Annotated in this window: 27 protein-coding genes; 5 read left to right on the top strand and 22 right to left on the bottom strand. The window is 55.1% G+C overall.

The window, feature by feature from the left end:
* The first annotated feature begins 125 nt into the window (after positions 1-125).
* From Psfp_RS11120 to Psfp_RS22510, 4 genes are all read left to right on the top strand, one after another.
* Positions 126-458 (top strand): metal-sensitive transcriptional regulator, encoded by a 333-nt coding sequence (locus Psfp_RS11120; RefSeq protein WP_134218609.1) that lies wholly within the window; start codon positions 126-128, stop codon positions 456-458.
* Between the two features lie 100 nt (positions 459-558).
* A complete protein-coding gene (locus Psfp_RS11115; protein WP_134218608.1) occupies positions 559-3540 on the top strand; it encodes a heavy metal translocating P-type ATPase in 2982 nt (993 codons plus the stop codon).
* A gap of 149 nt (positions 3541-3689) precedes the next feature.
* Positions 3690-3869: a hypothetical protein gene (locus Psfp_RS11110; RefSeq protein WP_134218607.1), complete on the top strand. Its 180-nt coding sequence runs from the start codon at positions 3690-3692 to the stop codon at positions 3867-3869.
* A gap of 102 nt (positions 3870-3971) precedes the next feature.
* A complete protein-coding gene (locus Psfp_RS22510) occupies positions 3972-4094 on the top strand; it encodes a hypothetical protein (RefSeq protein ID WP_282434338.1) in 123 nt (40 codons plus the stop codon).
* A 57-nt stretch (positions 4095-4151) separates the two neighbouring features.
* Here Psfp_RS22510 and Psfp_RS11105 read toward each other — a convergent pair whose 3' ends face one another.
* Genes Psfp_RS11105 through Psfp_RS11085 form a run of 5 tightly spaced genes read right to left on the bottom strand, consistent with a single transcriptional unit; the run spans position 4152 to position 6578 of the window.
* A complete protein-coding gene (locus Psfp_RS11105; RefSeq protein WP_134218606.1) occupies positions 4152-4349 on the bottom strand; it encodes a DUF2383 domain-containing protein in 198 nt (65 codons plus the stop codon).
* Between the two features lie 53 nt (positions 4350-4402).
* Positions 4403-4603: a hypothetical protein gene (locus Psfp_RS11100; RefSeq protein ID WP_134218605.1), complete on the bottom strand. Its 201-nt coding sequence runs from the start codon at positions 4601-4603 to the stop codon at positions 4403-4405.
* 5 nt (positions 4604-4608) lie between these two features.
* Positions 4609-5340 (bottom strand): DUF421 domain-containing protein, encoded by a 732-nt coding sequence (locus tag Psfp_RS11095; protein WP_134218604.1) that lies wholly within the window; start codon positions 5338-5340, stop codon positions 4609-4611.
* Between the two features lie 11 nt (positions 5341-5351).
* The gene (locus tag Psfp_RS11090; protein ID WP_134218603.1) at positions 5352-6053 is read right to left on the bottom strand and encodes a YetF domain-containing protein; all 702 of its coding nucleotides are present in this window, start codon (positions 6051-6053) and stop codon (positions 5352-5354) included.
* Positions 6054-6071: 18 nt separating this feature from the next.
* Positions 6072-6578 (bottom strand): CopD family protein, encoded by a 507-nt coding sequence (locus Psfp_RS11085; RefSeq protein WP_134218602.1) that lies wholly within the window; start codon positions 6576-6578, stop codon positions 6072-6074.
* Between the two features lie 466 nt (positions 6579-7044).
* Here Psfp_RS11085 and Psfp_RS11080 point away from each other — a divergent pair, with 466 nt between their 5' ends.
* Positions 7045-7887, top strand: coding sequence for a metallophosphoesterase (locus Psfp_RS11080; protein WP_134218601.1), 843 nt, complete (start codon positions 7045-7047; stop codon positions 7885-7887).
* Positions 7888-8058: 171 nt separating this feature from the next.
* Here Psfp_RS11080 and Psfp_RS21650 read toward each other — a convergent pair whose 3' ends face one another.
* The 17 genes from Psfp_RS21650 to Psfp_RS11000 form a co-directional block, all read right to left on the bottom strand.
* Positions 8059-8337: a hypothetical protein gene (locus Psfp_RS21650; protein WP_192895375.1), complete on the bottom strand. Its 279-nt coding sequence runs from the start codon at positions 8335-8337 to the stop codon at positions 8059-8061.
* Positions 8310-9971: a hypothetical protein gene (locus tag Psfp_RS11075; RefSeq protein ID WP_134218600.1), complete on the bottom strand. Its 1662-nt coding sequence runs from the start codon at positions 9969-9971 to the stop codon at positions 8310-8312. Before Psfp_RS11075 ends, Psfp_RS21650 begins: the two co-directional genes overlap by 28 nt.
* A gap of 38 nt (positions 9972-10009) precedes the next feature.
* Positions 10010-11905, bottom strand: coding sequence for a phage tail protein (locus Psfp_RS11070; RefSeq protein WP_134218599.1), 1896 nt, complete (start codon positions 11903-11905; stop codon positions 10010-10012).
* Positions 11905-13791, bottom strand: a complete 1887-nt coding sequence (locus tag Psfp_RS11065) for a putative baseplate assembly protein (protein WP_134218598.1) — start codon at positions 13789-13791, stop codon at positions 11905-11907. The genes Psfp_RS11070 and Psfp_RS11065 overlap by 1 nt, the downstream gene beginning before the upstream one ends.
* A 3-nt stretch (positions 13792-13794) precedes the next feature.
* The gene (locus tag Psfp_RS11060) at positions 13795-17130 is read right to left on the bottom strand and encodes a putative baseplate assembly protein (RefSeq protein WP_134218597.1); all 3336 of its coding nucleotides are present in this window, start codon (positions 17128-17130) and stop codon (positions 13795-13797) included.
* Complete coding sequence (locus Psfp_RS11055) at positions 17131-17526, bottom strand: GPW/gp25 family protein (protein ID WP_134218596.1); 396 nt, start codon at positions 17524-17526, stop codon at positions 17131-17133.
* Between the two features lie 18 nt (positions 17527-17544).
* On the bottom strand, positions 17545-17841 hold the full coding sequence (locus Psfp_RS11050; RefSeq protein ID WP_134218595.1) for a PAAR domain-containing protein: 297 nt from the start codon (positions 17839-17841) through the stop codon (positions 17545-17547).
* 31 nt (positions 17842-17872) lie between these two features.
* Positions 17873-18532 carry a phage baseplate assembly protein V gene (locus tag Psfp_RS11045; protein WP_134218594.1) on the bottom strand — a complete coding sequence of 220 codons (660 nt, stop codon included), beginning with the start codon at positions 18530-18532 and terminating at the stop codon, positions 17873-17875.
* Positions 18529-19680 (bottom strand): phage late control D family protein, encoded by a 1152-nt coding sequence (locus Psfp_RS11040; RefSeq protein WP_153189520.1) that lies wholly within the window; start codon positions 19678-19680, stop codon positions 18529-18531. Before Psfp_RS11040 ends, Psfp_RS11045 begins: the two co-directional genes overlap by 4 nt.
* The gene (locus Psfp_RS11035) at positions 19604-20272 is read right to left on the bottom strand and encodes a LysM peptidoglycan-binding domain-containing protein (protein WP_134218592.1); all 669 of its coding nucleotides are present in this window, start codon (positions 20270-20272) and stop codon (positions 19604-19606) included. The genes Psfp_RS11040 and Psfp_RS11035 overlap by 77 nt, the downstream gene beginning before the upstream one ends.
* Positions 20263-22041, bottom strand: a complete 1779-nt coding sequence (locus Psfp_RS11030; protein WP_134218591.1) for a hypothetical protein — start codon at positions 22039-22041, stop codon at positions 20263-20265. The genes Psfp_RS11035 and Psfp_RS11030 overlap by 10 nt, the downstream gene beginning before the upstream one ends.
* Before the next feature lie 3 nt (positions 22042-22044).
* A complete protein-coding gene (locus Psfp_RS11025; protein WP_205079550.1) occupies positions 22045-23277 on the bottom strand; it encodes a DUF4157 domain-containing protein in 1233 nt (410 codons plus the stop codon).
* A gap of 311 nt (positions 23278-23588) precedes the next feature.
* Positions 23589-24023 (bottom strand): phage tail protein, encoded by a 435-nt coding sequence (locus tag Psfp_RS11020; protein ID WP_134218590.1) that lies wholly within the window; start codon positions 24021-24023, stop codon positions 23589-23591.
* Positions 24024-24033: 10 nt separating this feature from the next.
* Positions 24034-24219 carry a DUF6760 family protein gene (locus Psfp_RS22640; RefSeq protein ID WP_134218589.1) on the bottom strand — a complete coding sequence of 62 codons (186 nt, stop codon included), beginning with the start codon at positions 24217-24219 and terminating at the stop codon, positions 24034-24036.
* Entirely contained in the window at positions 24216-24578 is a 363-nt protein-coding gene (locus Psfp_RS11010; protein WP_134218588.1) for a hypothetical protein, read from the bottom strand. The genes Psfp_RS22640 and Psfp_RS11010 overlap by 4 nt, the downstream gene beginning before the upstream one ends.
* Before the next feature lie 19 nt (positions 24579-24597).
* The gene (locus Psfp_RS11005; protein WP_134218587.1) at positions 24598-25041 is read right to left on the bottom strand and encodes a phage tail protein; all 444 of its coding nucleotides are present in this window, start codon (positions 25039-25041) and stop codon (positions 24598-24600) included.
* Between the two features lie 33 nt (positions 25042-25074).
* Positions 25075-26547, bottom strand: a complete 1473-nt coding sequence (locus tag Psfp_RS11000; protein ID WP_134218586.1) for a phage tail sheath family protein — start codon at positions 26545-26547, stop codon at positions 25075-25077.
* Positions 26548-26557 lie beyond the last annotated feature (10 nt).

Here is a 26557-nt window from a genome sequence, read left to right as displayed (position 1 = left end):
TGCCGGAAACATTTTGCTAAGTCTCCTGTTACTGTTAATAAGAATGAATTGACAAAATACCATAGGGGGGTATACTATAATTTTGCGGGACCTTGCCATACTATTTCACTAAAGGTGGTGTCTACATGGACGAGGCCAAAGTCCCCTGCCCTGCTTGTCATGAGAGTCCGGGAAACAGCGAACGGCGCAGCCATCATAGCGAAAAAACCATCCGCGAACTTGTCAGCAGGATGAACCGGATTGAGGGACAAGTGCGCGGCATCAGGGGCATGATCGAGCGGCATGTATACTGCGATGATATCTTGAACCAGATTTCCTCCGCCCAGTCGGCTTTGCATGGAGTAGCCAGACTATTACTGGAAAAGCATATGAAATCCTGCGTTGCAGAACAGCTTCAGGCCGGTGATGAACAAGTGGTAGATGAAGTTCTAAAAACTATCTTCAAACTGATTAAATAGGACGGCTGCATATTTTATCTGCTTTTTCGTTGAGATAGAGCAAAAACTAAGGTGATTGAGGTAACTGCCAAATTTTCGACCATAGTGTGGAGGTGATACGATGGCTAATACTGAAGAAACTGTGGCTTTGGCGCAGGTAAAACTCCCCGTTTATGGTATGACTTGTGAACATTGTGTACGGCGGGTTGTCAAAGCTTTGGAGAAGCTTCCTGGTGTGGCTGACGTTCAGGTGTCTTTGGCAGACGCCAAGGCGACTTTTCACTTTGCTCCGGAGCAGCTTGACCTGTCAGCAGTACGGGAAGCGATTGAAAAAGCGGGTTATTCGACCGACATCCCCCTTCCCGCGACAGGCCAGGAAGAAATCACGATCCCTGTTTACGGCATGACCTGCGAGCACTGTGTACGGCGGGTGACCAAAGCGCTTGAGAAATTACCGGGTGTGGAAAATATCCGGGTTTCTTTGGCTGACAGCAAAGCTCTATTTGATTTTGACAGAAATCAGGTTAGTACGGAAGACATAACCCAGGCGATTGAAGAAGCCGGATATTCGACCAGGCCTGCTCCAGTAGAAGCGGCGGCGGAACAACCCCCACCAGAAGCAGCCGGGCTGCCTGACCCATTGATACTTCCTGAGACTGTCAGTGACAATCCTTCCATTGACCCGGGCGACCATGCTCAAAAAAAGCAGTTTAAAGTTCGCGGCATGACCTGTGCCAACTGTGCCTTAACCATAGAAAAAGGCGTGGGCAAAATGAAGGGGGTGAAATCTGCAGCGGTTAATTTTGCTTCAGAAAAGTTAACGCTGGAATTAGACCCCTCTGTTGTCTCACAAGAGGATATTTTGGCCAAGATTAAAGACCTGGGCTATGGGGCCCAAAGTGAGGATAGTGAAGGCGGCAAACAGCAATTTAAAGTAAGCGGGATGACCTGCGCCAATTGTGCCTTGACCATCGAGAAGAAACTAAAAAGTACTCCCGGTGTACACATGGCGGCAGTAAACTTTGCCAATGAGACGGTGACTGTAGAATTTGATCCCCAAACATTAACTTTAAATGATGTCTTTGAACAAGTCAGGGACGCCGGCTATATTCCCCTGAAGAACAAGGACGAAGACCCGGACGATCGCAGTGCGATCATAGAGCGCAACTGGCTCATTTTCAGTGTGATCCTATCAGTGCCTATTATGCCGCTCATGTTTCTCCCCATGTCGAGGCCCACAATGTATACGATCCTCACCCTGGCCACCATTGTCCAGTTTACGGCGGGCTGGACCTTTTATCGCGGCGCTTACCACGCCTTGAAAAATCGCTCGGCAAATATGGATGTCCTGGTTGCCATGGGGATTACAGCCGCTTACGGGTATAGTCTGATGACGACTTTGCACATGTTCTTTCCCAACCTTTTCTTCGAAGGGCCAAATTTCTTTGACACGTCGGCTTTGCTGATTACCTTTGTGCGTTTCGGGAAATATTTGGAGGCTAAAGCAAAGGGCCGCGCCGGTCAGGCGTTAAAACGGCTGTTGGAGTTACAGGCCGATAAAGCGCGCCTGCTGATAAACGGCGAAGAAAAGGAAGTAGCCGCGGCTGATCTAAAAACCGGCGACGTTGTAATTGTTAAACCCGGTGAAAGAATACCGGTTGACGGCGAGATTATAGAAGGACAAGCCAGCATCGACGAGTCCATGCTGACCGGGGAGTCCATTCCCGTTGACAAGGGAGCCGGGGATCCTGTCATCGGGGCTACCATTAACCGTTCCGGCAGCATTAAAGTGCAAACTGCCAAAACAGGCAAAGACACGGTGCTTTCCGGGATTATCAAAATGGTGGAGGACGCCCAGGGGGTTAAACCGCCAATCCAGCGCTTGGCCGACACGATCTCCAATTATTTCGTTCCCGCAGTGGTAACCCTGGCCCTGATCACTTTCCTGATCTGGTATTTTGCCCTGCACAGTACCTTTGTTTTCGCCTTTACAGCAGCGATTGCCGTGTTGGTCATCGCCTGTCCCTGCGCGTTGGGGCTGGCGACTCCGACGGCCATCATGGTCGGCAGCGGCGTCGGCCTTAACCGCGGCCTTCTCTTTAAATCCGCAGCGGTGCTGGAAGCCATCTCCAGCTTACAGGCCATCGGTTTTGACAAGACCGGGACACTCACAAAAGGTACTCCTGAGGTTACGGATATCATTGCGGTTAATCCCTTCAAAGAAAAAGGCCTCTTACAAATAGCGGCAGCCGGAGAAAACCCCTCCATCCATCCCCTGGCTCAAGCGGTCGCAAGTCGCGCCAGGAAAGAAGAAGTAGAAATCTTGGAAGTGAAGGATTATCAAGAGGAGAGCGGTTACGGGATAGCCTGCTCTTACCAGGGGCAGCCTTTGCTTATAGGCAATATCAAGCACATGCGGAAACACGGGATAGATGTAAGCGCTGTCGAAGAGGAATACACGCGCCTGGCGCAAGAAGGAAAGACGACGATGTTTGTCTCTCTTGCCGGCCGCGCTATCGGGTTGATTGCCCTGGCCGACGTCCTTAAAGAGAGCGCCAGGGAAGCGATCAAACGCCTGCACGGACTGGGCCTTAAGACTTTCATGATCACCGGGGATAATAAGAAGGTGGCCCATGTAGTCGGGCAGGAGGCCGGTATTGATGAGATTGCCGCCGAGGTCCTGCCCCAGGATAAGATCAATACCGTGAAAAAATATCAGGAACAAGGGCTCAAAGTGGCCATGGTCGGCGATGGCATTAACGATGCCCCCGCCTTGGCCCAGGCCGATATCGGGATCGCCATCGGGTCAGGCACCGACGTGGCCAAGGAAACAGGCGATGTTATTTTGGTGCGCAATGACCTCCTTGATGTGGAAAGGGCGATCCGCTTAGGCAGGAAAACCTTAAATAAAATCAAACAAAACCTCTTCTGGGCTTTGATTTACAACGTCATTGGCATTCCTGTGGCAGCCGGCGTCCTTTATCCCATAACCGGAAAACTCCTGCCGCCGGAATGGGCCGGGCTGGCGATGGCCTTTTCCTCTGTATCCGTGGTGACCAATTCCCTGCTCCTTAGCGGATACGGCAAGAAATTAATCGATTAAGCTTATCAGTCATTCATCAAAACCTTCTATTCCGTGCGCGGTCTCTGCCACCTGGAACTTCAATTAATGGCTACCAACGACTTTCCCTGCATATCAGGATATTGAGCGGGGAATTATAGTCTTGATCTTATAACGAGGGAGGCGACAAAATGTTGCAGAATAAGCAAGCGGTAATGCAGTGTATTCAGACCTGTACCAAAGCAGCCAACGATCTCCGCAGCGGAGCCAACGGGATTACGAACGCTGGTGTAAGGGATATGCTTACCCAGGGCGCGCATCATATTGAGCTATGTATTCGCCAGTGCGAAAGCGCTACACAGATGCCCTAAAAAAATCAGATTATCTGGAGGTGAACATAAGTTATGCCAGGTGCCCAAACAATACAACAGTGTATACAGACTTGCCAGCAAACCGCTGCCCAACTGCGGAACATGGCCAATACTGAAACCGATCCAATGGCAAAAAACAAGCTGATTGAAGGCGCCCACCATTTGGACCTTTGTATAACGGAATGTCAATATTCCCTGCAGCAGATTCAGGGCGGTATGGCTTAAATAAATACGGCAATCATACAAAAGCGCCCCCTTTGCGGTGCGCTTTGTATGATTTTTTTATGATGTCCTACCCTGTAGCATCATTTGCTGAATCTCCTGTTGTAACTGGGTAACATTCTGCATTTTTGCGTCACGCATTTGGGTAAATAGTTGACGGATTTCAGGATTGGTTATGTCCATCATATATTTATTATACATAGATTGCAGCATCATTTCTCCCTGCAGGGAGTCTTGCAGTTTATCAAGGGTATTCAATAATATTACCCCTTCCAGTGTTTTTGGTGTGTAAAATAATTATACTTTTTCTTCTACACTATACCCAGGCTGCTCATCTTCTGAGACAGGGTACCATAGTTATTACGGGCGGCCATTTCCATACCTTTAAGCATCTGCTGCAGTTTGGGATCAGTTATTTCCCGGGTAAGTTCTAAATATTTTTTGGCCATGCTCTCTTCATAAAAAAGCATCTCCTTCATGGCATTGTTCATTCGTTCCTGCTCGCTAAGCACATCTTTCACCCCCTAAGCGCGCCTACCTGCACCGAATAGTATAGTTGGCCCGTGCCATCCAGTGTGGCTACATAAACATCTTTTACGTTCAAAACACCATATTTCTGCAGCTCACCTTCCAACCATTCCCTGTTATATCCTAATTTGCGCAGGTTTTCTTTTATCACCCGGCCTTCATTAATTAACAACACCGGCAGCCCGGCTTCTACAGTGTTTATTTTCAAGTCCTGTGGGGTTACCGGCTGAAAGCTGGGTTTCTTCAATACGCTGACGTGGCCGTTGGTTTCCAGTACAGCCGCTTCCACTTCAGCCAGGTTGGGAGCGTCGGCCTGACGTATCTCCGACAGGAGCAGTTCCAGCGGGAAAAGCGCTTTCCTCATATTTTGCCGCAGGATTTTCCCACCCATCACCAGCGGGATAGCCATACCGCCAATAATCCGGGCCATGGTACGGCTTCTAACCACGATATATGAAATTAAATAATGCAAGACATAGATGGTAATCACTGCCGTCAATACATTGGCAAAGCTTATCTTGGAATCAAAAAGAGGGGAAGCCACCAGGCCGCCCATCATCCAGAAGAAAGCGAAGTCATAACCCGCATACTGGCCTCCTGAACGCCTGGGTAAAAACCGGCTGGCAAAGTAAAGGATTGCTCCCACAGCCAGTGTGCGTACGAGAAAACCGGTTGGGCTTAATTTTTCTACCGATCCGAAAATAGAGACAAAATCCTCCATCGTCTCACCTTCTAAGCGCTGACATAAATGGCGCCGTCCGCCTGCAAGGCGGCTACAAACACTTCCTCCGGCCGCCCGAATCCTTTTTCGGCCAGCTTACTTTTCAGCCAATTCAGGTCAAAACCTAACATATTCAGATTTTCTTCATCCACCTGTCCGTCGTGAACCAACAAAGCAGGCAAGGCTACATATTTTGCCGGAAGATTCATATGTTGCCTGGTTAGAGGCAGGGTAGGCGATTTTTTAATGACGCTAATCTTCCCGGTAGGCTCAAGAACGGCGTAGGCTACCTCGGACAGGTTATGCGCTGCCTTTAGCCTGAGCTGCCCCAGCAGGTTATCGATGGTAACGTGGGTGTCCAACAGGTTTTTCTTATTAATTCGCCCGTTTTCAATGAGCATTACCGGTCCCCGGTCAATAGCCTTGGGCCACTTGATATCCAGGTAGGAGTAAAGAACATTCACCCCGGCATAAGCGAATACAATCAGCAGGGCAGACGTAAGCGATGCTTCTGCGTTCACCATCCGCACCGCTGACAGGCTCATTATTCCTGCTGCCACCAGGTAGTTATGGCCGGCAAGAATGCTCACCTCGCGGTGGCCCATCCAACGAATGCCGATGATTAACGCAAAGTACAAGAGGGTAGCCCGTAGTACGAACCCCCAGAGGGGTAGTTCTTTTGCCCCGCTAAAAACTGCCTGCAACTCACCCATAATTAGTCACCCACCCGGTTATTCTAAAAGTTCGGAAAGGATTACCGACAGGACGATTATCACTATCCCGATAATCAGATGCGCTGAGGAAAGCCTGTTAACGGTATTGGATGTTCTGGCCATAGCCAGGTCGTTTTCCTGGTTTTGGGGAGTGGCGGGATTGATCAGTTTTTTCATTTTTGGCCCGTAATTATAAATCTGTACAAGCAGGATCCCTATCAGTACCGCCACAAATAACAATTTTATGAACAGTGCGATACCTGCCGGCTGCTGAAAAATGGGTGCGAGTTTTGCTGCCTCATCGAAGGCAACATAGGTACCGGTAACAATTAGAACCACCAGGCTGGCCCAGACTAGAGGGGAAAAACGCCCTTTGGCAATCATATTTATGGCGTTTGAGCGAGGGGCGCCAAGGTGCTTCAGGGCAGGAACCACTGCAAATTGGCTATAAATCATACTACCAATCCAGGTTACTGCAGCCAGAATGTGCAAAGAACCTGAGATACCATGTAAAATTTTTTCCATGAATATTTACCTTTAAATCCAAAATTTAAGCTAGATTCTCAAAATTATTATCTCATCTACCCGGTAAATATATTCCTGGCTCCCTTGCTCAATCGCACATGGTTTTGTCCTAACCGGATTTACAACAACCGGCGACACACTCTATTTATAACCCTTTGCTTTAGCGTAGTAGAAATGTTATTAAGATGGTCCGTGCTACTGCCCAAAATTCGGGAAGATAAAACTAAATTTAATTGGATTCAAATTCATAAAGCTCCCTGCATATATATAATCTGCCGGTTCATACTACCGCTGCCATATAGATGTACATAATACCCCGCCTGCGCTTCAACTGGATATAATTTAGAGGGATTTTGCGGAGAGTAAAACCTGGTAAAATAGAAGTGGAGTTACATGGTTTTACATTATAAGCCTTTGGGGCGGGTAAAATAATATTTTCAAACTTTTAAGCACTTCAGAGGTAACAATGAAAAAAGTATCTGGTTTCACCCAATTGGAATTGATACCGGCAACCGCCGGTTTTTCGGGATGTGTGCTTTATTCGAAGTTAATCGAACGACTTTGGCTTGATGTTCGTAAATTGCAAATTCCACTTAACAGACTGCCGGTATCTTTCTCGGAATTCCGTATTGCGCTTTTTAGTGATATTCATTTGGGTTTTTTCTTTTCGGGAAAAGATCTATCATCAGTTGTGAAGGTAGTTAATGAACTGAACCCGGACACGATCTGTTTTACCGGTGATTTTCTAAACTCGGTTTCTTCCTTGAGGGCGCTTGATTCAGGGGTTGCAGCTTTGGCAGAATTGACAGCTCCTTTTGGAAAGTATGCTGTTTTGGGAAACCATGACTATATGGCAGGTCCAAATCATGTTATCAATGGTTTGGAACGGGGCGGCTTTCACGTGCTTATCAATGAGCATGCAGCAATACAAAAAGACGGTGACAGGCTATTTCTAACCGGGCTTGACAGCATTTCGAAAGGCAAGCCTAATCTGGAAACAGCTATTCATGGAATACCTGAAGCCGCCTGCAACATTCTACTGGCGCATGAACCCGATATAGCTGATGCAATCAGCAAATTTCCGGTAAGTTTACAGCTTTCCGGCCACAGCCACGGCGGACAGGTACGGCTTCCGTTCATTGGTCCGGTAATCACCACGGGACTGGGGAGAAAATACCATTCCGGTATTTACAAGATAAATGAATTAATACTTTATACCAATAGAGGATTGGGGACAACAGTTCTTCCGATCCGTTTCATGTGCCGGCCCGAGATAACAATTATTACGCTGGCGCATAACCTTCCCTGAAAACAAATTACGGCTTCTGCCGCGAATTCATTCGCATAAATGGATTCACTCATGCCATGGTCGCCCGATGTCTTCTCCCATGCCCCAAATTTTTCTATTTATAACACTCTTGCTTTAGAGCGGCAAGGGTGTTATCGAGATGATCCGCGCTGCCGCCCAGAATCCGGACAATTACAAGTACAGCTGGTTGTAATCGACACAAATATAATCATATACGTTGAAGCCAAAAAAGAAAAAATAACCCGGCCGGTAAATCAACCCTCCGAACCTGATGCGGAGCTTTGAGAACCAGTTGGTGACTCCCGGGTAAGTGCGGCGCGAGCGCCGTGTTCGATTGGAATCGTGCCTGCATAGTGATTTTTGCTCCTCTGCCGGCGCCGCGATAGCAAATGCAGGTTCAATCCGGTTTCGTTCTGCAATTTTTAACCGTTCCCGGCAGGCGCAACCCAATAGACGACATTGTAATCTACGTACTCCTCAAGGTCCGCCTCCTCCCTTCGCCTGTCCTGCAGGATTATGGTCAGTTTTTTCCCCCGGCGGTCCACTCTGGCCGCCAGCGCGGGCGCCGGCACCTGCTGCAGCCCTGCGGCAACCAGCCCTTCTGTAAGGCGCTCGAAAATGGGCGGCCGCGTCCCGGACAGGCGGGTAATGAACCTTGGCGCTTCAATTGTTCCGGTTCCTAAAACACGATCCGGGCGTACAACCGGACCCGCTTCTTTGAATGCGGGCACGAGAGCCCAGAGGCTGATGAGCGAAAGGTCACCGGTGTAGTACTCGTCTATTTTATCAAGCTCGTTCTCTTTCCTCACCTTTGCAATGCCTGCGCTCCATTTTTTGAGCTGCTCCGCATCCGGCTTATACTTTTTCTCGATGAGTTTCAACCACGCCTCGATGACCTTATCCGAAAGGTTAACCTCCACCCCCAGCATGACCGGCTCATTAAATTTCAGCTTCAAGTCCTGGTCCAGTTCCAGTTCTATCCTCTCTCCCCGGGCCACTCCTTCAACTTTCAGCTTACGGAGCCGCACAATGTTCTGGGCCGCGTTCTGTGCCGCCTGGTTCCATTTTTCCGCATCCTCGCTGGAAACGTGCTTTATGCGCATTTTCTTTTCCGCGGGATCGCCGTCATTCACCTGGTCCCAGCCCAGCGGACCGGTCTGGGTGTGTTCTACCCTGTGCGGGTTGGTAAAATCGGTTAGATGATCACCGATACTTTGCACGGCGCCGTTCCACTTGCCGGCGTCCTCCGCAGATAAATGCTTCACCCGCGTGCCGGAGTCCCCGGCGGATTCCGCATGGTCCCACCCCGTTGGTCCCGTCTGGGCGTGACCTACCTTATGCGGGTTGCTGAAATTATTCAGGTGCTGGTCCAAAAGCGACTGTTGACCGCTGTAAAGCTCGTGAAGCAGCGGGTTGTTATAAACAAAACGGCAGCACTTTGCGGTCTCGCTAACATTGACCGTGGCCTGCCTGACCTCACCCGACCTATTGATATCAAGCACGTACAGCAGTACACCCTGGTCTTCCCCTGCCGGACAGGGCGGAGGCAGTTCAGTATCAACACTCTCCTCGCCGGCAGGCCATTCCTGCGCCAGCCCAAGTCTGAAACCTTCCAGGATCCTGCTGTTGCAGCAGGTCTCCTCGCATCCCGAAGCATCAGCCAGGGCGGGCACCGGTTCCCCAAAATCCTCCCTGTATTTCAAGAACAGGTAATACTTTTTGGAGCCGCTTAAGGTCGTGATCCCCGGCACATCCAGTTCCTCATCCGCCAGCTTCCTTTCTACGACGATTTCTCTCCCGCAGCCGTCAAATGCCACCCCCGGCAATAGCGATACCACCAGCTTATCAGCCGAGGCCCCCGCGCCGAAACCGACGCTTTCCAACTCCAGGCCGCAGACAATTCCCACCCCGTGCACCAGCCTGTGACCCAGGGATCTTTTTTCGTTGATATACTCCTGCTCCAGCTGGAAATCCCTTACCGTCATGAGTTTACCGTAAAAGTATGCGTTTTTCTTAAAACGCTGCAGCTCAAAACTTGTCTTAACGCCCGCCTCGCGTGTTCCTTTCCCCCCGCATCCAGGCATATGAACCCTCCTTAATTTTTCAAATCCCCATAATAGTTTCAGGTCAACGCCGTATCCACCCCAACCCTGGCCCGCACCTCGACCTCGCCGCCTTCCTCAACTTCGACTATTGAGGTATCCCTGCTCAAAGCGCTCCTGCCCAGAACAAACCCCTGCCCGGTGAGATATGTGTTCAGTTCCAGGTAAGTATGCCATTCCAGGAAAAACCAGGGCTGCAGCACCTTGACCCCCGCCCGGGTGTAAGCCGGCTTCTCAAACTCGACGATGCGCTTCACCGCGTTTAAATCCTGCCCGGTGGGCGCCTGTTCCGGCTTTAGAAGCACACAGAAACTATAAGGATCCGTGCCGAACAGGTCCCCCCACACGGCGTCGTCCCCGGACGCTCCGGCCCTGACCTGGAAGGTCTCAACGATGATCGGCTTCGCTGCGCTGTCGTCAACAACCAGGCCGTTTTCAGAAACCCGGCTTAAGTAGAGCGCAATCATTGCCTCGAGTCCTTCCCGGGTGCCGCGCTGTTGGTACAACCGGGGCGCCCGCGACAGAAGCGCCCTGATTTTTGGAGCCGGCCACCTGTCGTAACGTGTCACTGCCAGCCAGGAAGAAAGCCAGGGGAGAAATCCCTCCGGCACGGCGGCAGGGTCCAGGTAGCCGGTGATAGCCTCGATTTTATCCTCCAAATCGCTAAAAAGAGTCTCAGCGATACTCAAGAATCTTTCCAAAAAATCCTTTCCCGGCTCGCTCTCCTGGTAGACCGCCGGGAGGTAGCGCAGGTAAGAAAGCCGCGGGAAGTAAACTTTCATGCTTTTTACGCGCGGGGTACTGGCGGCATTCTTGCTTAAAAACCGGAACCTAAACCGGATGTAGCGGCCGCCGGCGCAGGTAATCAGGGCATCGGCAGGATTTATTACCTCTTGACTAAAGACTGCCGCCAGGTCGTCCGGTACGTCGCCGGTGCAGTAACTGACCAGCACCTGGGTGTTGTCCGGTATATCGGCTTCGAGCACGAACCGGTGCCAGCGGCACCCGATATCAGCGCTGTCAAACCATTTTGAAGTGTAGACACCCTCGCCGGCGTAATTTTCCACCCGCTCCAGGAGAACAATTTGTCCCTGCAGATGCTCCGGCTCCAAAGCAAGCAGGTACAGGTCTCCCCCCGCATTTACAGCGAGTTGGCTGACGGCTCCCCGGTACCCCAGGCGCTCCCAGCGGCCCGACCGGTCGAGACGGTAGGGGAAACCCTCCTGATCCCGGCCGCCGAAATAAAGGGTTCCATCCCTGTCCACCCCCAGACAGCACGGTTTGAGGTCCGCCGGAGGTGAAACCGCAATCTTCTCCAGCAGCGCTCCCTCTATAGAGAACCGCAGCACGGCCTCCCCGCTCAAAACGTAAAGGAAGCCGTCCCAACCGCAGCAGAAGTTTTTGGGCGAATCAAGGCCCTCTATCAATATCGAAACCGCTCCGCCCCGGCCGGTCTTGAGTACCTGAGCGCCTGCCGGGTCAAATAAATAAAGGTTCTCGTCCCTGCCCAGCGCAAGCGCTGCCGCACCCGGCGCCGGCGCCTCCCACCTGATCTGGTGATTCACCCTGGCCAGGGCGTACACCCGCTCATCATCCAACAGGTAAAGGTTTGCATCACCCGCAGCAATGTCCCGCAGCCTGCCGGTGGGAAGAGGCGCCAGCCGGCTATAGGATCCGGCGGCGGAATCATAAACCGCCAGGCCTCCCGTACGCTTATCAATTACATAGATCAAACCGCAGCGGGCGAGGGCAAAAGCCGCCGGCGCTCCAATTTCTCCGCAGGCGCCCGCGTACCTGTGGGTATGGAAACTTTTGAGCCGCAGGCTCTCTCCCGCAATCTCAGTTCCTTCCAGGAGGCCTTCCGCCCACAGGGCAGCGGTATTTATCGTCAAAAACTTGATCTCTGATCCGACCATCAATAATTTCCCCCACACGCCGTTTCCGGCTCAGTTACCTCCACTGTGTGCCGGCCTGAAGAGACCAGGCTGGTTTCGTCCATCTGCCCGTCCTGGGTAAAAACCAAGTCGGTAACGCAGTCCGCGCCATCTACGCCCGTCAACAGAGCGTAAAGCTCCGAACGGTGAACTTCGCGGCCGAACTCCCAGCCTGTCCCGCCGGGACCTCCCTTTAACGGGTGCAGAAAACCGTTAAGAGCCTCAACCACCGCCTCCCGCACCCGGTCCGCAGCGCTGCCGGGGCTCGCTTGCACCGTTGCGGAAACAGACACCCTTACGTACCGCGGGGCCACCACTTCCACCAGCGTGGTGATCAGGCGGCGCCTGTGCAGGTGCTCCCGTACAGTTTGCAGGAAGCCGCTGCCCGGTACGGGTTCTGCCGCGAAGCCGAAGGGTACGACCACCATTCTGACCGCATTCACCCCCGGTACGGGCACGGCCTTCGCCCGGGCCACCCTGAGGCCGGGCGTGTTCACGGCCAGCTGTTCATAATCGGCGGCAGTCACCCCACGGCTTACCTCCTTTAACTGCCGGCGCAGCCTGAACCACGCCGCTTCGGTATCCTCCGCCTCCCTCCCGCCGGAAGCGGGGAAAATGCTGGTGACGTCAATCCCCGGCAGATCGTGAGCCAGTTTGATTGCCCCCGCGCCCACATTTCCGGCCGCCCCCCCGCCGCTGCGATAGCTTAACCGCAGCTTTCGCCCGGCAGGCGGTATTTTCCCGCTGACGCCGTTGCCGAAGATCACCTTCCCCGTATCCGGCTCCAGGAGATAATGCCTGTCATCCGGACGTGAGGCGTCAAAGCCGTCAACCGCAACCCAGTCTTCCCAGCCACCGACCCCGTCTTCGGCCTGCAGCGCTCCGCTGCCCGCCAGCACCGGCGCGCCACTGGTCTTAAATTCCTGACCGGGCAGACCCGAACTCGTGCCCAAAATCTCTTTCACGCTCACACCTTGCACTGCTCTGACCGTATTCAGAAGCAACATTTCCAGACGCGGCGGTATTTCGAAACCGCCGGTTATAACCTCGGCGCAAATCCAGAAATAAGAACCAAAATCCAAAAGATCTCCCTTTTCCATGTCGTCAGGCAAAATAAACTCCAGAGCGCCGCTTCGCAAAAAGTTTTCAACCTGCCCGCCGTCCTCTTCCTCCTGCGGCTGAATTTTTGCCCACCCGGTCCCGTTCCGGTACTTCCACAAAACCCCGGCCGAAAGCCTGACCACCCCGTCTCCGGCAGGAACTGCCGGGAGATCATCCTCGTAAAGGCAGACTTTTATCTTTAATTTCTTTCCGGCAATTTCCGCCGTCAATTTATTGTCCTCCACAACCCCGGCGGCAAAAGATAAGCCGAGGTAGAGCACGGCGCCTGCCGGAGCCTCCGCCCCGAAGGCCTGGTAGAAGACACCGGAGCGCCTGTTGGTGTCGCTGTGATCGAAAAACCGGTACCGGTCAAAAACGATTACCCTGTCGAGCGTGACCGGCAGGATGTCAATCGCCCTCTCGGTCTCAAAAACCATCCCTTCTCCGGTGGCTGCCTTCAATCCCGGCGGCGCGGCGCTTACCACACCTTCCGGGGGCGTAAAGGTAACCCACACCTTCGCTGCCGCTGCCGGTTCCGGCCTTACCCCCAAAAGATAGAGGTACTTCAGGTAATGCCGGGGAGTAATCCCGTTCAGGCTGTAGATCTGCATCTCGGCCAGCCAGGCAAAAAGCTCCGCCATGGTGAGCCCCGGGTCGCTCGGGTTGTGATCCGTCCATTCCGGAGCGTACTGCGGGATCAGCCGGACTGCCTCCGAGACAAGTTCCGCAAAAGTGATATCGTCAAGATCAGGTATTGGCAGAGCCATCCATTACCGCTCCTTAAACTCAATCTTTAAATCGTGGCGCCCGCTGCTGCAGACCAGGGCGTAAGAGGGGATATCCAGCACTGCCGTTTTCGCGGTGTCGACCTCAACCTCAGGCGCAGTCCCGGTCTTAACCAACAGGGACAGGCTGTCAACGTAGTCCGCTCCGTCCAGCTCCTCCAGCAGCTTGAAAAAATCACCGGCGCAGGGCGCTTCGCCAAACTGCCAGCCCTTTCCGGCGGATCCTCCGGTCAGGGGATGAAGATAGCCGTTCACCCGTTCGAAGGCCAGATTTTCAAGGGCGGAAACCTCCGCCATGCTGCGGGTAATTATTTTCGCCCGGACGGTAAGCTCCACGTAAACCGGCCCTCTAACCTGCAGGCGTCCCCCCGCCAGCACCGTGCACGGCATCCGGTCCTTCAAGTAATCTTCCACCTGTTTTTTCATCAGCGGGTTAAGCTCCGGTTTGGCCCCGGCGCCGGCGGGTACGACCAGCACGGTCACCCATCCCGGCACGATCTCTGCCCCCGGGTTGAAATTGGGCAGGCATCTGGCCCGGGCTACACCCTGCGAAGCCTCTTTAGCCAGTTGCTCAAAATCTTCCGGAGTAACGGCACGATCCCGGTGCTTCAATAAGGCGGGGCCCCGCTCCAGCACTCGCGTGTAAGATTCCGCGGCCGAGCCGCCGCCGGCCGGCTGCGGGTTTTTGACCTTGTCCACAAAAGCAAGGGCCGTCCTCAGGCTGTTGATCGCACCTTTGTCCACATTACCACGGCTGCCGCCGCCGGTGCGGTAGGTAATCTTAAGGTTGTTCTGCCCGGCGGGAGGAATCATGCCCCGCTGGCCGTCTCCGAATAAAATCGCGCCTGTTGTCCGGTCCACCACATAGTGCCGGCTCCCCGGCCCGGAGCCGGAGTAGTCGTCCACCGCCTGCCACCGGACCCAGGACTCCTTCGATTTACCGTCCATACTCTCCACTATCCCGGCGCTCACTCCAGATAAGCTCCCGTTTAGAACCGGCTGTTCCAAAGTCACAATGCTTCCCGCCTCTTTTACCGACACTTCTTCTTCGAGCACCGGCGAGCGCAGCAGTGTAAAGGACTGGCCCGCCAGCCCCGTACTCGAGCCGATGATCTCGTCTTTAACTGTCTCCACCTGTTTAACCCAGGTGGTATTGGGGTATATGCCCTTTAACCGCGGGGCTTCAAAATCCGCCTGCTTTTCCCAGACGATGTACTGCCGGATCCCCTCCGGCTGCAGCGCTCCGTAAGCGGTCGTTTTCCCGTACAGACTCCAGCCCCGTACGGACCGGCTGTCTCCGGAAATACTCCTGCGCGGCGCCGGCCGCAGCTTGTTATTAACGTCCACAGCCCGCAGGTAATACAGATCGCGGCCGAATTTATTTTGCGCAATCATGCCGGCGGGCGGCACGAATTCCACCGTGCCGCTGCGGGTCATCCCCTGCGTGCTGTCAACCACATCGAGCCGTGTCCATTCCCCTTGCACGCCGTTATCCCGGAAATATTCCCAGACCAAGCGGGGGACCTGTGCCGCTTCGCAGACCACTTCATAAACGGCAAAGAAGACACTGACCGGACCCTTCCCCAATGCCCTGTCAAACCCCAAATACAGGGCCGGGTGGGTATCGGCCGGAGGGAAAAACAGTTGAAACGGCCCGCCCTCCCCTTTGCTCGCCGCGGTAAGAGGCCTGTAGGCGAGCTCGTTATACGAGATCGCGCTGTCCAATTCCCGCCGGTAAGAAGCCTTGAGCTTCATTTTTACGGCTTTGACCAGCGGCGGCCGGACTTCCGTCAGGCTCCGGTAAATCTTTTTTTCAAACTCAATCACGCTTTCCAGACCGTAGCCGCCGTTTAGAATCCTCACCCGCAGCCAGTAGTTCTTCTGGCCGTTTACCTCCACCGGCGCAAAATCTACCGGGCAGGTGAAAGAAACCCCGCCGTCGCCCTGGAATTGATATTTCACTTTCTTTCCATCCTTCAGGTGGCCCGAAAGACCCTTTACCGCCTGCCATCCTTGACCGTTCCAGTACTCCCATGACAGGAGCAGGTCTTCCGGCCGGGGATCATTGTCCGCCGTCAGCTCAAACTCTATATTGAGCGGCTCACCTTTTTTCGAAAAGCACTCCTGGCTTGCCAGGTAAAAGACGTCATTTTGCCGGGGCGTTTTGCCAAACGGGTAAAAGCTGGCCTTGAGGTTTACCGGCACATCGTTGTTGAAAGCCATATCCGGCCCGTTTAAGTTGTTTACCGCAGCTGTAATCCGGACAAGAGGCGGCACGCCGATCTCCTTTGGCGCGGCCGACGCTCTTAACCAGCGCCCCCGTATACCCGCCACGTCCCTTTCTTTGGTCTGGCGGCCGCATTTCTTCCACAGCCAGACCTCCGCCGTAAGGGGAGAATCCGCCGACCTTTTCACCCGGTAAACTTTGAAAGGCAGCCATTGGTCGGCCCCGGTTTCCCCCTCTTCCCCCCAGTACTCCCAGGTTATGTTTTTCAGATTGTTGAGGTCGGCATCCAGCCAGGCATTCGTCCCCGTCAAACCCAGTTTGATCAGGACATGGCCCCTGCCGGTCCCTTTCTTCAAGTTGAAAAGGTCGTGGTGACCAAAGTAAAAAATATGCTCCTGCTCATTGCGGCCACGGAAGAGCTCAAACTCTAAAGCTTTTTCAACCGCCGTTCCCGCAGCATGGCTAAACGAAAGCTTATCATCCAGAGTGGCGATCGTTCCGTCTAGACCCGCCACCAAAACCCATTCCCGCCCGCCGAGCACAAGCAGGTCACCCGCCGACAGCCCGCCGGTGTCTGTTAAAAACAGCCCCTGGTCGCCGGCTCCGGCGGCACAGGCAAGCGTAGTTGCAAAGGCGGTTGGCTCATCACTTGTAAGAAACCCCGGCGGCGGGGCAACAATAACGTCCGAGAGATTATCAACACCATAAACCACGGCCAATCTGGCCGGGGTTGCCGTAATCGCCTGCTCCGTCTCGAATACCACATCCCCCGCGGCAGCCTGGGTGCGTTCCGGCACCGGTACGCTTTCCGCCGCCCCCCCGGACAACACAAAGGTTAAAGGCGCCCTGGCCGGCTGCGGCGGCAGCAGGCTGACGCCGATTTTTTCGAGAAAGGCGAGCAGGTTCTTATCTGGGACCCTGTTCAACCGCCGCGCCACGCCGGCAATCAGGTGCGCAAAAACCTTCCATAAGGCGAATGACGCGTCCTTATCCTCCATCCGCCATTCCGGAACGTAAAAAGGAGCTTTTTTTTGTACCGCCGCAAAGTAATCTTCCATCTTGCGCGGCTCAACATCAGGCGCCTTACCGGACATTTACTTGCCCTCCGTCAGGTAGAAAGGATAAACCAGATTAAACCGGTTGTTGGTCGTCCTTACCTTGTAGTCCACGCTTATAAGGAGCTTTCCCTCCGCCAGGCTCTCCGTGGAAACCTGCGCACCGGTCACTTCGATCCGCGGCTCCCAAAGCGTGAGCGCCTCACGGACACTGTTTTCGATCAGGGCGACGGTGGCCGGGTTGATTGCGGCAAAGACGAACTCGTGGATGCCGCACCCGAAATCCGGTCGCATTACCCGCTCCCCTTTGGCCGTACCGAGAATGATCCGGATGGCTTCCCGGATGTCCTCCTCGTCATGGGACATTTTAATCCGGCCGCCGGTGTCCAACCCCACCGGGAAGGCCCACCCCCGGCCCAGAAATTCCCTGGCCATTTAAAAACACCTCTCACTTCAACCGATCAACACCGTCGGGCAGCCCATGGTTATCGTATTCGGGTGCCCGCTCTCGATGATCGTGTCTCCCTGTCTCGCCGCCGGGAGACTGTTTATGAATACCGTAACGCTGCCCGGCTGGACCACCCCGCCCACATGGGGAACCGTTCCCGACACCAGCGGGCAATTGTGCAGGTCCGCGCCCGCACGCCAGGCCGGCATCCCCCCGATCAGCACGTTGACGCTGCCCGGTCCCGTACCGAGCGGTGTGCCGTGGCCCGTTAAATCACCAACTCTGGCCGCCGGCTGCCCCATATCCATCCCTCCGGATCTTTTTTTAAAAGTTCTAGTTGATTTTGACCATAGCGCCCTGGAGTGTCAGCGTCGCGCCGGCCTTCACCGTCATCATGCCGCCGGCCTCTATCTCAACCTGCTGTCCTTTTATTTTCAAGTTCATCGAGCTTTCGATGGCGACACTGTTTTGCACTGAATCTATCCTGATCGAGTTTGACCCTGATTTGTCCACAATTTCGATCTTCTCGCCGCCTTTTGAATCGTCCAAAAGAATCTTGTGGCCGCCCGCTGTGTGTATTTCTACTTTTTCTTTGCCGCTGTCCCCGTCGTCGCACAGAATTATTTCGTGGCCGCTCCTGGACTTGATTTTTCTGATGTTGTTCTTCCCATCCGCATTTGTCTCCGGCGGTTTGTCCACCCCGTTCCAGAGCGCCCCCACCACGTACGGGTGGCTGATATCGCCGTGGTCAAAGGCGACCAGCACCTCGTCGTCCACTTCCGGCAGGAAAAAAGCGCCCCGCTCATTACCCGCCATCAACGCGGCGACCCTGGCCCAGTGGCTCTCGTCGCTGTCGTCCCGCCAGGGGAACTTAAGCTTTACCCGGCCCATGCCGTCGGGATCCTTGTTATTGGTCACGATGCCGATAACCACTCCCGCGATGCGCCGTTCCGACGTGCCCGTATTTTGCCCGATCAGGTCCGTGATGCTCATACTGTATTTTCCTTTACCCTGAAATTAGTGGCGTAACCGCTGCTGCCCATGGTATGGGTGGAACTCTCCACACGGTACCTGCGGCTGAATTTTTGGCCCAACCCTTTAAGTTCCACCACCACACCCGCCCTGATTTCCGGCAGGCCGATGCACCCGCCGTCCCCTTTGATCAATCCCTCGGCCAGCCGGTTGAGGATGGCCAGGGCCAGGCTGTCGGCCTCCTGCCGGCTGAAAACCGGCCGGTCCAGCACACGCTCCTCCACGGCGCCGTATATATTCTCAACCATTTCACCGCCGCTCGACCGCTGCTGTTCCCGCCCCTCTTCACTCCCCCGGCGGGCCCGGCCGATGATGGCCTCCCGCGTCCGGGGATTCCAGCCCCGTACGGTCACCTCGCTGACCTGCCCGGAGATGTTCAGCTCCGGCGTGAAGCTTAAGAGGGAACGCCCGTACTCCATGGATACGGCAACCTCATTGGCGCCCTGCAGCCGCTTAAAATACAGGGTGCGCTCCCGCACTGTAAACTTGAAGAAGTTTCGCTGCGCCAGCTCCGTTAAAAACTCAAAATCCGTCTGCCGGCTCTGGACGATGACCGGATGCACCGTCGCCGTATCCTCAATGTCCGTTTTCAGCTTGTGTTTGGCCTCGCCGGCAACGGACGCCGCCACCTGGCTGTCTTTCATCTCCCGGAAAGTTCTTTCCCGGCGCACTCTGGTGAACTGGTGCGATAAATCGTAGCCGCTGACTTCCAATTCCGGCGTTCCGCCCGCCGGAAAAGAGGGCTGCAGCGAAATGATTTCCCCCACCAGCATTGTTGTAAGACGGTCTAAATAGCCCATTTTTATTTCGACTTCCCTGCCCGGGTCAAAAAGACCGCTGTCCAGCCACTTCGCGCCCGGGTCGCTGAAACTGAAGGAAAACCTGTCGGCGCCGTCAAGCACATCCTCTACCGTCACGCCCGTTATCTCCACCAGCTTATTTTTGGCCACGTCCGTCCCGGCAACCAGGACCTGAAAGCGCGGCGCATAAAAGTTCTGGTACTTTTTCGCAAGGCCGGCGAAATCCATCTGCTCACCCCAAAGGCGGGACAACCAGTTCAGAGCCTGCCGCGAGCAGCCGCGGGTTGACAATCCCGTTGGCTGCGGCAATATGGCGCCACAGCGCGGGATCCCCGTACACCTTCGCGGCGATCAGCCAGAGGCTTTCTCCCTGCTTGACAATCCACCGCTTGGTAATATCCGCGGATTGCAGGGAAATCTCTTTGACCTGACTCTCGAAGTCCCGGTATTCTTTCAAAGAAACATTCAGCGTCGCCCGGACCGGGAGGCCATCCGGCAGGAACATCGTGAACCGTTTGCTCACCCGCTCGATAATACACTGAAATATGTAGGAACCCCAGATAAAAAGACAAACCGGCGGAGCGTGCAGATCGGCGTCAAGGTCCATCAAACCTGCCCGACCGGCAGTAAGCTTGCTGTACATCGCCCCGGCGTCCCAGCCGGTAACCCAATCGGTATAAAGGCGCACGTCCTGACCCGATTCGTAGGTATCAAAAAACAGGTCCATGGTCAGCGTGCGCGCGCCCCCCTTGACAAACTGAAAGAGCGAGGAAGGCAGGCCGGGAATGCTCACCTCCGTGAACTGGTTGCTTTTCTCCACGGCAAACTCCGAAGGGTTGAAGAGAAATGGGACAATCTGCGAAGACTTATCCTTCCGGGTAAGAGACGCCTTTACCAGCACGGTTTACCCCTCCTCTCCCGCTCGATCCGGATCTTTCTTTCGATCAGGCTGCAAACCCGGTCGGCCAGGCGGTTTAAATCCTCCCTTGTCTCGAACCGGTACGAGCGATTATCATTGCGCCTTAAAAAATCCTCCGGGCTGTACGCGGGATCATTTCCCGGCGCCTCCCGCCGTCGCCCGGCCGCCACGACATCCTGAACAACCGGCTCTTTCGCCACATGTCCTGCCGGAACGTCCATCCGGACCGGAGGATAATAGGTCTTTCCGCTTCCCGCGTAAGAAGGCCCCACAACACCGGTCTCCGGCAGCTCAGATGCCCGGTGGCGCGACAGTCTCTCCAACCGTTCCGGCATGGCCGGTAACGGCACAGAACCGCCGTTATACTCCGGCACCCGGCGCACGCCGGCCGCCTTGATCAAGCTCCTCCTCTGCGTCCGCTCCGTGGCCCCGCCGCGATAACCTTCTCCCGGCACAGGGAACCGTCTTTTTTGAGTTTGTTCCGGGACCGCAGCACGCATGGCCGTGCGTAAAGGCAGCGATTTATTTGCGTTGGAGCGTTCTAAAACTGCCGTTTCCGGTAACGGGCGCTTTTGATTCTGCTCCTGAACCGCACCACGTAAGCCCGTGCGTAAGGGCGCCGGCTTATTAGCGTTGAGACGTCCTGAAGCCGCAGTTTCCTGTAACGGGCGCCGGGGACCAGCCGCAGGTTGTAATGGGCCGCCGGATATCGCAGTTCCACGGAAAACAGGAATTTGGAGAAACCTCCCAACGGCAGGACGGGCCCGCATCATCCGGGCAGACGCCGGCTCATTGGTATGGTTGACTGCAGCCAACCTGTTATAAGGCATAGCCGCATCTGACAGCTCCTGCGTTTTATTACCCTTCGCAGGCAAGCTCTCAGGTAATTCTAATTTACCATCCTGAAGATACCTGGCTCCAAAAGTATACATCCAAAAATGAGGGTGCGAATTCATTCGCACAAAAGTAACATTAGCTCCTGCAAGTGCGGCGCTGACGCGCCGTGTGCGATTGAAATCGCACCCACCTCGCCGGGTGTTTTGAGGATACGTGGAGCCGCGATAGCGGCGTGTGAAACCATCCTGAGATGAATACCATATTCCGCCCCGGCGCCGGGTTACAAAAAACCTGGACTGGTGATAAACACGATTTTGTGCGTAAAGACTGATTTCGAAACGGTCTGGCGCGCCGGTCCCTCTGTGGAACTGATATCGCCCGAAAATCCCGGCGCCGGATAACGAAAGCCGCAAACCGGGCGCCAAACCGGCCGCCGGCGGTTTTCCGGCAGCGGATAACGCTGCGTAACCCGGCGCAGCATCCGCAGAATAGCCGACACCTGCCGTCCGGCCCCGGGTCCGGGCGCCGCCCGTCCGCCAATCCGGATAAAGACTACCCGTAAAGCTTACTCCGCTTTTCGTAAGGGAAAGCGGTTGAAGCCGGTTGTAGCTCTGACCCGCCGGCAATAGGGTCAGATAATTTATAGCCGGATGGATAGATACAGCCCCGGGCAGGCCATTAGAAGCAGGCAAGCCGAGGGGAAACCCCGCCGCGGCCGGACCGGACCGCTGCTCGTATATAATTCTGCCGCCGGGCCGCAGGTAATACAGTGCGGGAAAACCTCGTCCGGACCGCCCCAGCCTGTACTTGCGTAAAATCCGCCGCAGAAAAGGGATTGCCTCCGGCCGGCCACCGCCCGGATATGCCGTCCTATGAACAAAAACCTTTACCCCTTTATGACGACCAGCACGCATGTCTTAGTTCCTTCTCATATAGGGCGCCACGTGCTGCGGCCCGAAGAGCATGCCGGGGACCGTCAGACCCGGCGGCACAGGTACCCGCATCATCCGGACCGTCCGCCAGACGCTGTGAAACAGGCCGATGAGATGCCTCGAATCTCTTTCCATCGCTGTATCCCTGGCGCTTTGTTCCCCGTTGAGCAAGTAGTCGTCGGGGTAATAACCCAAAAGCGCGTGCCAGATGGCAGCCCCCCGGCCGAAATAGGTGTTTGGATAAACCCGGTGGAGCCTCAGCAGGATATCCCGGCCAATGCCCGTTACTTCACCGCGCCCCCGTCCGCGGGCCAAATCGCTCAACGGCGCTCCCGGCGGAAAGGAATGGGAAAAGCTGTCCTGGTAACGGTGCAGGGCTTTGCCGAAATCTGCCGGATCCGCCTTGTTAATCGCTGCATCGACTGCCGCCCGGGCGGTCGTCCGGGCCGGGAAATGCAAAAAGTCGTCATCACTGGAATATAAAAATTCAGTCGGCGTAGCGAAATGTGGGTGAGTCCAGCCCGAATCCACACCGTTGTCCTCCCGCGCAATTGTTTCAGCCTCTCTGCTGAACGGACCGAAAACAGACTCGGCCCAGAACTTGGTACGCTCGTAATGCACATTGCGCCCATACGCCTGCAGGGCCGGCACATGCGACTGCTGCACCACGTGCGACAGTTCGTGCGCCAGCATCCGCCGGCCGCTGTAACTGCCGGGGTGGTACCTGCCGGCGCCGAAGAAGATATTGTTTCCGGCGGTCAGGGCTTGTGCCCCCAGACTGCTGCATACTTTTGCGGCAAAGCTGTCCGTGTGTACCCTTACCCGGCCGAAGTCGCACCCAAACCGGGGTTCCATGAACCGCCTGGTAACATCGCTGAGCGGGCTCCCGCCGCGCCGGGAGTGAAATACCTGCGCGATCACACGCCCGCCCGGACTATGGCCAAAGTGTGCCGGAAGCTGCCCGATTTCGCCGGCCAGGCCTGCTCCGGCAGAGCGCCGTCCGGCTTCCAAAACCCGGTCCGCCGCCCATTCCGCTTCCCGCTCGTATGCTTTCCCGGGCACGCCAAAAAACGGTGGGGTATGATTTAGCGAGGCACCACTAAAATATCCCGGCTCAGCGCCCGCATGATGTTGGCGCGGCGCTGTCGCTTCCTTTTTCCGTCCCGCCGGCGGTGAAACCCCTCGTTTCAGCCTGGAGACCTGCTTTACTCGCAGCACTTTTCACACCCACCCTTCCTAAGGAAGCAGGGGGACGGTTCTTTTGCTTCCTTTTTTGGAAGCAAAAGAACCGTCCCCCTGCTTCCCTTTTTTTGCTTCCTTGAAAATAGCTGTACGGCTGTTCAGCCCACAGTGCAAATCCCTAAAATGTGGGTGCGAATTCATTCGCATAAATGTTACACCAGCCTCCCACGTCCGGCGCTGACGCGCCGTGTGCGATTGAAATCGCACCTACATCGCCTGGTGTTTTATGACACATGATGCAGCGATGTTGATTGGTGCTTTTATGGTACATGGCGGCGTCCCGGGGACTACCCTTTGCTGATGCCGCGGTGGGCAAGCTCAAGTGTCTCCACGGCCAGCGCGCTGCCGTCTCCCCTGAACTCCGGGCCGCTCCACTTTACCGGGTAAGCGTCCAGAAATGTCCAGCGCCACCTCTCGCCGCCCGCCCCGTCGAGCATGATCACACACCCGCTCTTGCGCTTGATAATGCCCGCAGCCACCTCCTGGTGCCATCCCCAGAGGTTGTCCGCATCGGTGAGCCCCCGTTTTAAAACAAGCAGCGGGCTTTTCGTGACTTTAGGCAGCTTATGTATATAACCGTTTACCCCGCCTTCCCGGTATTCCTCCGTTTCGGTCTCAACCTGCAGTCCTGAAACCTCGTTGAAACCGCCCACGACCAAACCGGTTATTTCCACCAGAAAGCGGAACGCGGCAAACGGATTCTTTACAGTTGCACCAGCCATACCTTAACCCCTAATCAATATCAAATATGTTCTTTTTCTGATCACCGCTGATACTCCTGTTGATGCGGGAAATCTCCTCGCACCAGCGGCGCCTTTCCCGGTGCTCCAGGTCCATGATCTCCCGGTGCGGCCAGTGGAAGTAATAGGCGATGAAGGCTACCTCCTCGTAAAGCTCTTTGAGGGGGTAGCCTGTTATTCCCCCAAAATTTCCGGTTCAACTTCAAACCGGTGCCCGCATTTCGGGCAAACCGCCCTGATGGTGCTGGCGCCGCTACTGTTGATCCGGTTATACAGCTCCTGGAGGTAATCCAGATCCGCGGCAAAAAGATCCTCGATCACCTTCGTGGTCACCGCGGGCAGGCTGCCCAGACTTGTGATCACGCGTGAAAACAGGATGATCACGTGGTATGCCTGGTTTTGCTGAACGCGAGGGTCCTTTAGCGGCACAATCTCGTCCGCCGCGGTCGCCAGACGCATAACGCCGTTTTTATGAAGGTTGCCGTCCTGGTCTACGAATCCCTTGGGCAAAACAAATTCAAATTCCGTCTGCAACACTTTTTAGTCAACCCCCTCTTTATTTAACCCTGACGACCCCTTCATGGACAATTTCGAGGGTTTCAATAGCCACGTCACTGCCTTTGGCGCTGAAATCCGGCGGGTCGTACTTAACCGGCCAGGCCTGGGTAATCTCCCAGCGGGCCTTGTCGCTGCCGGCCTCGTCGATGCAGATTATGGCAATGTTCTTCCTGCTTCCTTCCGCTCCCGTATCAATAATTTTTTTCCGCCAGTTATACAGCTCCATCGAATCCGTAAGGCCCCACTTTAAGGTTATATTGCCGTATTTCGTCAGTCCGGAGAGCTTGCGCACCGTGGTTGGATCGCTGCCTTCCCGGTATTCGATAACGTCGGTTGTGGCGTCGAACCCGCTGCAGTCGCTGAATCCCGCCTGGGTGACGCCGTCGATCTCCACCCGGAAGCGAAAATTGCGGTAAGGATCCTTCCTTCCTCCCGTAGCCATGTGCCCTACCTCCTTGCTAATTTTTCTTTAAATCTATTCACTGACGGCTGAGCCGCCCTGCCACTGCGCAATGCGGAAGATTACAAACTCGGCCGGCTTCACCGGCGCCACCCCGATCAGGCAGATCAACCGCCCGTTGTCAATGTCGTCCTGGGTCATGGTGGTCCGGTCGCATTTCACGAAGAACGCTTCGTCCGGGGTCTTGCCCATAAGCGCGCCGTCCTTCCAAACCCTTGTCAAAAACTCGGTGATACTCTGCTTGACCCTGGCCCATAGCTTCTCGTCGTTGGGCTCGAACACCACCCACTGCGTGCCCTCGTCGATGGATTCCTCCAGGAATATAAAGAGCCTTCGCACGTTAATATACTTCCAGAGCGTATCACTTGACAGGGTCCGCGCACCCCAGACGCGAATGCCGCGCCCCGGAAACGCGCGGATGCAGTTCACGCCGCGCGGGTTAAGAACATCCTGCTCGCCCTTGGTGATGGCAAATTCCAGGTCCACCGCTCCCCGCACCACCTCGTTCGCGGGAGCCTTGTGCACACCGCGTTCAGTGTCGCTGCGCGCGTATATTCCGGCCATGTGACCGCCGGGAGGCGCCAACTGATATGTTTTGGAAAGAGGATCGTATATTTTAATCCAGGGGTAATAAAATGCGGCGTACTTGGTGTCCCAGCCGCTTCTGGGATTTAAGCCGCTGACGCTGCTTTGCCCCTGTGCCGCGTCAATGATCGCAAAGCGATCCTTGCTGTTTTCGCAATGCGTGATCAGCGCGCCGACCAGACCTGTTACCGCGGCGGCATTGGGCGCATAGACGATAGAAATCTCGTCGATCTCATTGAAGGCGGTAAGCCCCTTGCGCTGGCCGGGAATGTCGATATCGGTGCGGATGAAGTCATCCAGATCCAGCGGTGCTGTACCGTCATCTCCGCCGCTTAAAGCGGTAAAACTGGCCGGACCGTCCGGGGCCTCACCTGAGTCGCCCGTTTCACCGGATAAGACAATAAAATTGGAAACCCCGTTAACCCTTTTCCCGTAGTAGTCACTGGAACCGCTGTCCGTTGAAAGGTTGTCAAAAAGCTCCTCCAAACTTCGGTACCTGACCACCAGCTTGAAACCGCTGAAGGTGCCGGCACCCACGCTTACCTGGACACCGTTTCCCCAGGCGCCCTCGCCGACGGCGCTCACAGTCAGCGCGTCTTCAGTGCCCCTGGTAAGTTTTGCGGTCGCCGTGCCCGCCTCACTGTCCACCACCCGGGCGATGTAGCAGCGCTGTCCCCCATTGGCGTAAAAGCCCTCCACCGCCTGGGGGAGATATTTGCCATTGCCGAGATATCCCCCGTAAACCCGCTGAAACTGCAACCAGCTCGTGATCAACCGCGGAGTTGAGGGGCCGCGCTCCGTTTCTCCCAAAAACCCGGCGGTACTGGTACTGACCCCTTCGATCGGCTTGCTGCCGATCTCAATTTCTTCGACATAAACACCAGGTGACAAATACTCCGGCATACCTGTTCCT

Origin of the sequence: Pelotomaculum sp. FP (genome assembly GCF_004369245.1) — a bacterium.
In the GTDB taxonomy this organism is placed as follows: domain Bacteria; phylum Bacillota; class Desulfotomaculia; order Desulfotomaculales; family Pelotomaculaceae; genus Pelotomaculum_C; species Pelotomaculum_C schinkii.
This window is presented reverse-complemented; position numbering and strand designations above follow the sequence as displayed.